Annotated in this window: 9 protein-coding genes; 1 reads left to right on the top strand and 8 read right to left on the bottom strand. The window is 29.7% G+C overall.

Annotated elements, in window-relative coordinates:
* The 7 genes from J7M77_RS09015 to yqeH form a co-directional block, all read right to left on the bottom strand.
* Nucleotides 1-1,193, bottom strand: a 1,193-nt coding sequence (locus J7M77_RS09015) for a peptidase U32 family protein (RefSeq protein WP_296877675.1), incomplete at its 3' end; no start/stop codon positions are given.
* Nucleotides 1,194-1,889: a 5'-methylthioadenosine/adenosylhomocysteine nucleosidase gene (locus J7M77_RS09010; RefSeq protein ID WP_296877672.1), complete on the bottom strand. Its 696-nt coding sequence runs from the start codon at nt 1,887-1,889 to the stop codon at nt 1,194-1,196.
* Nucleotides 1,890-2,609 (bottom strand): class I SAM-dependent methyltransferase, encoded by a 720-nt coding sequence (locus J7M77_RS09005; protein ID WP_296877670.1) that lies wholly within the window; start codon nt 2,607-2,609, stop codon nt 1,890-1,892.
* On the bottom strand, nt 2,609-2,953 hold the full coding sequence (gene rsfS, locus J7M77_RS09000) for a ribosome silencing factor (protein ID WP_296877668.1): 345 nt from the start codon (nt 2,951-2,953) through the stop codon (nt 2,609-2,611). Before rsfS ends, J7M77_RS09005 begins: the two co-directional genes overlap by 1 nt.
* Nucleotides 2,946-4,043: a nicotinate-nucleotide adenylyltransferase gene (locus J7M77_RS08995; protein ID WP_296877666.1), complete on the bottom strand. Its 1,098-nt coding sequence runs from the start codon at nt 4,041-4,043 to the stop codon at nt 2,946-2,948. Before J7M77_RS08995 ends, rsfS begins: the two co-directional genes overlap by 8 nt.
* Nucleotides 4,040-4,330: a ribosome assembly RNA-binding protein YhbY gene (yhbY, locus tag J7M77_RS08990; protein ID WP_296877663.1), complete on the bottom strand. Its 291-nt coding sequence runs from the start codon at nt 4,328-4,330 to the stop codon at nt 4,040-4,042. Before yhbY ends, J7M77_RS08995 begins: the two co-directional genes overlap by 4 nt.
* Before the next feature lie 13 nt (nt 4,331-4,343).
* Nucleotides 4,344-5,438: a ribosome biogenesis GTPase YqeH gene (gene yqeH / locus J7M77_RS08985; protein ID WP_296877661.1), complete on the bottom strand. Its 1,095-nt coding sequence runs from the start codon at nt 5,436-5,438 to the stop codon at nt 4,344-4,346.
* 141 nt (nt 5,439-5,579) lie between these two features.
* On the opposite strand from yqeH, the gene sigK reads away from it, so the two are divergent.
* Nucleotides 5,580-6,266, top strand: a complete 687-nt coding sequence (gene sigK / locus J7M77_RS08980) for an RNA polymerase sporulation sigma factor SigK (RefSeq protein WP_296877659.1) — start codon at nt 5,580-5,582, stop codon at nt 6,264-6,266.
* Nucleotides 6,267-6,282: 16 nt separating this feature from the next.
* Here the strand turns inward: sigK and J7M77_RS08975 are convergent.
* Nucleotides 6,283-7,637 (bottom strand): DNA gyrase C-terminal beta-propeller domain-containing protein (locus tag J7M77_RS08975; protein WP_296877657.1); only part of this gene is annotated, 1,355 nt, incomplete at its 5' end.

Here is a 7,637-nt window from a genome sequence, read left to right as displayed (position 1 = left end):
GCTTTAGCTTCCTGAATTAAATCAATATCATATAGCTTATAAGCAAAACTTTGCAATTTTGGAATTTGATTTAATTCAATTTCAACAATATCACCATTTTTAGCTTGATTGACTAATTTTCTTTGATGATACAGTTTAGTAATCGTTCTTGTTAGTTCTAAATCAACAAAATTAATGCGATCCCCTTGTTTTAACTGATCAGTTAACTGTAGTTTTACTAGTTTTTTAGCTTTATTATATCCAATTACTTTAGCTACTTTGATTCCCTGATTACCTGGTAGATCACGAGCCATAAACTGACGATCCTTTAACAAATAGCCACCAGTAAAATTACGATTAAACATTTTTTTCATTTTTAAAATCCGCTGTTCTATGTCATTTAGCTGTTTTTTATTTAAATAAGCATCAATAGCATCACGATATTGCTTAACTACAATGGCAACATATTCAGGGCGTTTCATCCGTCCTTCAATTTTAAAAGATGTAATTCCAGCTTCAATCAATAAATCAATTGACTCAATTGTACACAAATCACGCGGTGAAAGTAAATACAATGGTTTTTGATTTAAAATTTGATCATCTTTTTCTAACTGATATGCAAGGCGACAAGGCTGGCCACAAGCACCTTTATTACCACTTCTTTTTGCAATCATGCTAGACATTAAACATTGTCCTGAATAAGACATACATAAAGCTCCATGAACAAATACTTCAATATCTAAATCCGTCTGGTTACAAATACTTTTAATTTCATCAAGACTGTTTTCTCGAGCGAGGACAATTCTTTTGATTCCTTTGTTTTTAAAAAACTCTACCCCTGGTAAATCATGAATACTTGCCTGGGTAGAAAGATGAATTTCAAAATTAGGGAAATGCTCTAAAACATAATTTAATAATCCCATATCCTGGATGATCAAAGCATCAACATTGATTTTCGCTAAAAAAACTAAATAATCATGTAATTGCAAAAATTGATCATCGCTATATAAAGTGTTGACTGTTACATATATTTTAACATTACGCAAATGGCTATAATTAACTGCTTTTTCTAATTCTTTACGATCAAAATTAGTTGCAAAAGCACGAGCGCTAAATTCATTACCGCCTAAATATATGGCATCGGCACCATTTTCAATAGCAGCTACTAATGCTTCATAGCTGCCTGCTGGTGCCAATAATTCAATATTTTTCATTTAGAAAGACTCCTTGATCAAAGCTAGACAAAACTGACAAGAAGCCTTAGCTGCTTTAGCTAAATATTCATCAAATTGGATCGATGAATCACCTTTACCAAATACATCGCTTAATGAACGCGTAATAATGAACGGAACATCAAATTTATAACAAGTTTGACCAACCGCCGCTGCTTCCATTTCCGCACATTTAGCATCTTTAAAATTATTCTTAATTTTTAAAACTAACTCTTCACTTGCGATAAACTGATCACCAGATACAATTAAGCCAACTTCACTTGGCTGATTCATTTGATTTAAAATATTTTTAGCTTTTATAACTAATTTTTCATTAGCTTTAATTCGTGGCGGCAATCCAGGAACTTCACCAAGCACTCGATTTTTAAAAGCGGTAATATCAAAATCATGCTGGCAAACTTCACTAGAAACAATAATATCCCCTACTTCCTGATCTAAAGATAAACCGCCTGCTGAACCAATATTAATTACATAATCAATTTGATAATTTGTCAGCAATAAAGTAGTACAGATAGCAGCATTTACTTTACCTATTCCACCCTGGAGCAAAACTACTTCTTGTTTATCGATCATCCCTTGATAAAAAGTACAATCTAAAATCTTTTTAGTTGCCACAATATCCATATATTCTTTAATTGCTGCAACTTCTTCTTCCATTGCCCCAATAATACCGATCATTTATTTACCCTCCTTTTTGTAACAGACAAAAATAATTCGTTGTGATTCATCATTGTATGGTTCAAATTCGCCATAATATTCAATATTTTCAAATCCGGCCTGTTTTAATAAATTTATATAGGTATTTAGATCATAAGTTTGTTGATGATGAATTTCCTTAACATGATCATTATTTTCTTTGTCAATGATTTCGACATAATGTTCTATTCTACCTGGCGCTTTATTTGTTACAGCCCACTTAAAATAAAAATCATCATCATTTGCTTCTTCAAAATAATCAACTAAAACCTGATCTGTTTTATATAAACTGTTTACATCAAAAATAAAAGTACCATTATTTTTCAAAGCCTGATAAACATTAGTAAAAGTTTTTAAGACATCATCTTTTTTTAATAAATAATTAATTGAATCACATAAACATAAAACCAGATCAACTGGCTGATTAGTTTCAAAATCAGTCATATCAATGCGTCCTAAAAGTAAATCAACATCATTATCCATTGCTTTTAATCTAGCCACTTCTAACATATCTTTTGATAAATCAGTAGCTAGAACATATTTATTGTCTTTAGCCAGTTTAATCGCAATTTCACCAGTTCCACAGCCTAGTTCTAAAACACTATCAAAGCTGGCATGCTCATTGATAAAGTTATAATAATCTTCGTAAAACTGATCATCCATCAAACTATCATAATAATATGCGAAATTCTCGTATGACATTAGCTTAAGTACTCCGAAATATCAATTCTAGGCATATCGGCCCATAATTTTTCTAAATTATATAAATCTCGTTCGTCTTTATCAAAAATATGAACAACGATATCACCATAATCCATTAATAACCATTTGCTATTACGACGTCCCTCAATATTTTTGGCTTCAAAACCATGTTCAAAACATTTTTCTTCAACACTATCTTGAAGAGCACTCATTAATCGTTCATTATCAGCTGAACAAATTACAAATGTGTCATACATGTAACTTGCCATTTCCATATCTATTGCGACAATATCTTTACCTAATTTATCATCCAATGCTTTAACAATAACTTCTAATTTATTCATTAATATCTCCTTTTACATATACTTTATAAACATCAAAAAAACTTTGATCGATAGAACGACCTTTTTTCTTAGAAAAATCATAAAAATCTTGTAAACAAGCTTTAAACCCAGCTTCAATATCTTTTTTACATAATTTTATTTCCTTTGAAGAATCATAGTCCCGGCTTGGATCATATTTATCAGCAGTATAAATACACATATCTAATTTTGACATCATCGTTGATGCCGTTGTGTGATGTCTAATTGCCTGTAAAATTTCTTGATCTTCGACTAAATATTCTTCTTTAGCTACATATTCTGATAACCATTGATGCCATACTGGTACAGGTTTATCAAGATAAGCCGGATAATGTTCCTGCATGATTTTTAAAGCCTGATCATGATCCATTTCTTTAGCAATATCATGAAGCATCCCGGCAACATAAGCTTTAGTGGGATCAACATCATTTTTCTTAGCAAACTTCTTGGCTAGATGAGCCATCGAAACAGTGTGACGATAGCGTTTTTTAGACATTTTAGTTTTGATGATCGTTTCTAAATAAATTCCATTACTAACAATATATTTTAATACCTCTGGAGCCAACGCATGTAATTTTCCATTACGAATATCATTGCTGGCATCATCACTGGCAATTAAATCAAGTTTAATAAAATGGTATTTCTTTAAATTATCATTAGTTTGATAACCAATCCGATCAAATACCACTAATTGAACCAGTTTGCTTATTTCATCAGCTTTACGCCATTTATGAAATAAACTAGCCTGATCCATTCCCATAATAAAATATAGATTATCATCAGGATAGACTTTTTTAAAATGTTTTAATGTATCGATCGTATAGTTTTTTTCTAAATTATCCTGATCAATTTCATAACGGCATATTTCTACCTTGGCATAACGTTTTAAAGCAATATCAAGCATCTTTAAACGCTGCGTTTTAGTTGCTCCCGCCGAATCTTTCCAAGGATTATTAGCAGTAGGAACAACTAAAATCTTATCTAAATCTAACTGTCTGATTGACTCTTCAATTACCCGAACATGAGAACGATGAATCGGATCAAAACTGCCACCAAAAATACCTATTTTCATTTTGGCAAATGATAGATTTCTTTTTCACTAGGACGATATAATAAAATAGTACGTCCTAAAATCTGGACTACATCCGCTTTTGTTCTCATACTTAATTCAATGGCAATTTCATTTTTTGATTGCATACAAGATTCTAAAATTTTAATTTTAATTAATTCATGGGCTTCTAAAGCAGCATCAATTCCTTCAACCTGACTTTGATGAACTCCTTCTTTACCAATTTGAAAGATGGCATTTAAATTATGCCCAATTCCTCTTAAATATCTTTTCTCTTTTCCAGTTAACATCTTTTTTTCCTTTCTAAATCAACGATTCCCGAATAAATACGCCAACGCCTTTAGGCGCATAAATCTTAATATTGGCTTTAGGACATTTAACACTAATAAATCCTAGTCCTGAAATTACTAGATCAACTTTATAGTTTGGTAATTTAAATAAATGAATCGTCATTTCATTAATATCTTTGATTGTTTCAATTTCTGGTGTTAAAGTTAAATGACGATTATATAAACCATCAGCATTAACTGTTTTAGTACGGTTTATTTTTAAAGGTTTTGGGAAGAAACAGGTAAATGATGTTTTATCCCCCTTAACATAATCCATTCTTGCTAGAGCGCCAAAATATAAAGTTTGATCGCTATTTAATTGATAAATTCCGGGATTCAACTCACTTTTAGGAACAATTATTTTTAAATCCTCATCTTTAAGTAAATGAGCAATCTGATAATCATTAATAATTCCTGGTGAATCATATAAATAACTATCATCATCTAATGGAATCTCAATTAAATCCAATGTTGTTCCTGGAAACTCACTAGTAGTAATTAAATTATCACTTTGACTATAATGTTTTAATAAAGCATTGATCAATGAAGATTTACCAACGTTAGTCACTCCAACAACATAAACATTGCGATTTTTACGATAATATTCAATTTTATCAATTAATAAATCTAAGTTATAATTTTTCTTAGCGCTTGATAAAATTACATCTACAGGTTTAATTCCAGAATCTTTTAATTGACGTCGAAGCCAATGTTCAATTTTCATGTCTTTAAGTGATTTTGGCAATACATCGCGTTTATTACCAACGACCAAAATATCATTATTATTTAAATGTCGCATTAAACCATTGATAATACTACCATTATAATCAAATAAGTCAACAATATAGACAACTAAACAATTGTGGTTTCCAATTGTTTGGAGGATCTTTAAAAAATCATCATTAGTTAAATTACTTTTTTGTAACTGATGATAGTTTTGTAACCTAAAACAGCGTTGACATAAAATTACCTCTTTATCTAAAACATTTTTAGGAACAAAACCAATTTTCTTTTCATCCTCACTTTGAATAATAGCACCACAGCCATAACATCTAATTATTTCTTCCATATATTCTCCTTTTCAAACATCAACATTGTACCTTATTTTAAAATAATTTTAAAGTATTAGTAGTAAAAATATCGCTTTGATTTTGTTTGATTTTGTCATAAATATGGTTTTTTTTCGTAGAATGTAAAAGAGGTGAATTTAATGTTTTCAACATTATTATCATTATTAACGAGTGGTTTTTTTGTATCTTTTATTAAATCCAAATCCTTTGAACTGCCATTATCCACAAAAGAAGAAAAGAAATATTTAGAGCGTTTTTTTAACGGTGACAATGAAGCTAGAAATATTTTGATTGAACGTAATTTAAGGCTAGTAGCTCATATTGCTAAAAAATATGAAAATAGTAAGGATCTGCCTGAGGATTTAATATCAATCGGTACTATTGGCTTAATTAAAGCAATTGACAGTTATAAACAAAATCATAAAACTAAATTAGCCACTTATGCATCCCGCTGTATCGAAAATGAGATCTTGATGCATTTACGAACTAACAAAAAAACCAGTTTAGATGTTTCATTAAATGAAGCAATTGGTATCGATAAAGATGGCAGTGAAATTGTTTTAGGGGATATTATTCCAGCTAAACAAGAAGAATTTATTGATATTGTTGATCGCAATGATACGTTAGACAAATTTACAACTTATTTTAATGTTCTTGATGACCGGGAAAAAGATACTTTGATCATGCGCTATGGTTTAAATAATACTAAAAAATATACACAAAAAGATATTGCAAAAAAATTAAATATTTCGCGTTCTTACGTATCTCGATTAGAAAAAAGAGCCTTAATTAAATTATTACGTGAATATATGAAAGAAAAACCGTAACGATTAAATTACGGTTTTAAAAATCTTCATCTTCATTTAAAATATCTGCCAGAGTAATCTTTTCATATTTTTCTAGCTTTGGTTTATCATTTTCTATTTCATCTAAAAGTGTATGTTCTTTAGGCTCAGCAAAGATTTTAGGATCAATGACAGTTTTTCTATCTAAGTGATAATTATCAGTTGATAATGCTTTATTAACATAGACATTATCGATCATTTGTATTTTAGTTAATTTCCAACGTGATGCTGGTTTAGAAAGTAAATTGGCATAATTAAAATCAGTTGCTTTATATTCATAACTAGTTTGATCATTTAGAGTAATTTTAAAAGTCTGGCTATTATCAATTATTTTAGCATCTTTGACATAAATAATTTTTGATTTCGGATTTTTGTATAATAAAACTCCTTTTTTCGTTCGACTAGATGGACTAATATCACTGATCTTAATTCTTTTGATACCGCCATCTTCACTAATTAACATTAATGAACAATTAGTTAAAGGATCAAAAATATTTAAACTGATTAACTGATCATTTTTCAAATTACCCGCTTTAACGCCAGCAGCTTTGATTCCCACAATCGAAACTTCCTGTTCCGAATATAAAAGCCCATAACCAGCTTTACTTGTTAGAACAATACCTTGGTTATTATCAGTTAATTCAACCCCAATAACTTGATCATCACCTTTTAGATTAATACATTTTAACGGCTTACTATAACGCGATACTTTAAAATCAATTAAATTAGTCCGTTTAATCTGACCATTTTTAGTTGCGATTAAAACATATAATGGTAAATTAAAATCCTTTACTAGAATTGATGCAATAATCTTTTCATTTGAATTAAGTTTAATTAAATAACTTACATGTTTACCAATATCTTTCCATTTAAATTCATCAATTTTATAGACAGGTACAAATAAATAATTTCCAGCATCCGTAAATAATAATAGATGATCTAAAGTATTTGCCTGATGTAAAGCAACCAGATAATCATTTTCTTTTTTTCCAAATGGTGTTCCTTCACTAGCTTTTAAGGAACGATTACTAATTCGTTTAATATAACCATCTTTAGTAATCGATACATTAGTATCTTCAGATAAGATCATGGCCTGTTCATCAATTTTAATATCTTGAACCTGTTCACGAATAATCGAAAGACGAGGCATTGGATATTTTTTCTTGATCATACTTAAACGATTGATGATTACTTTATGTAATACTGTTTCACTTTCTAAGATACTTTTTAAATAAGCAATCTGCTTGTCTAACTGATCATTTTCATTTTCTAAAGTAACAATATCGGTATTAGTTAAACGATATAATTGTAACATAACAATAGCTTCAGCTTGTTTTTCAGTAAAAGCGTATT

The sequence above is a fragment of the Thomasclavelia sp. genome (assembly GCF_017889095.1).
Lineage (GTDB): Bacteria > Bacillota_I > Bacilli_A > Erysipelotrichales > Coprobacillaceae > Thomasclavelia.
Note: the sequence above shows the minus strand (reverse complement) of the source record. Positions and strands in the feature narration are given on the sequence as shown.

Coding starts and splice junctions, on each gene's coding strand:
- J7M77_RS09010 (WP_296877672.1), bottom strand. CDS start 1,889: ATGATCGGTATTATTGGGGCAATGGAAGAAGAAGTTGCAGCAATTAAA.
- J7M77_RS09005 (WP_296877670.1), bottom strand. CDS start 2,609: ATGTCATACGAGAATTTCGCATATTATTATGATAGTTTGATGGATGAT.
- rsfS (WP_296877668.1), bottom strand. CDS start 2,953: ATGAATAAATTAGAAGTTATTGTTAAAGCATTGGATGATAAATTAGGT.
- J7M77_RS08995 (WP_296877666.1), bottom strand. CDS start 4,043: ATGAAAATAGGTATTTTTGGTGGCAGTTTTGATCCGATTCATCGTTCT.
- yhbY (WP_296877663.1), bottom strand. CDS start 4,330: ATGTTAACTGGAAAAGAGAAAAGATATTTAAGAGGAATTGGGCATAAT.
- yqeH (WP_296877661.1), bottom strand. CDS start 5,438: ATGGAAGAAATAATTAGATGTTATGGCTGTGGTGCTATTATTCAAAGT.
- sigK (WP_296877659.1), top strand. CDS start 5,580: ATGTTTTCAACATTATTATCATTATTAACGAGTGGTTTTTTTGTATCT.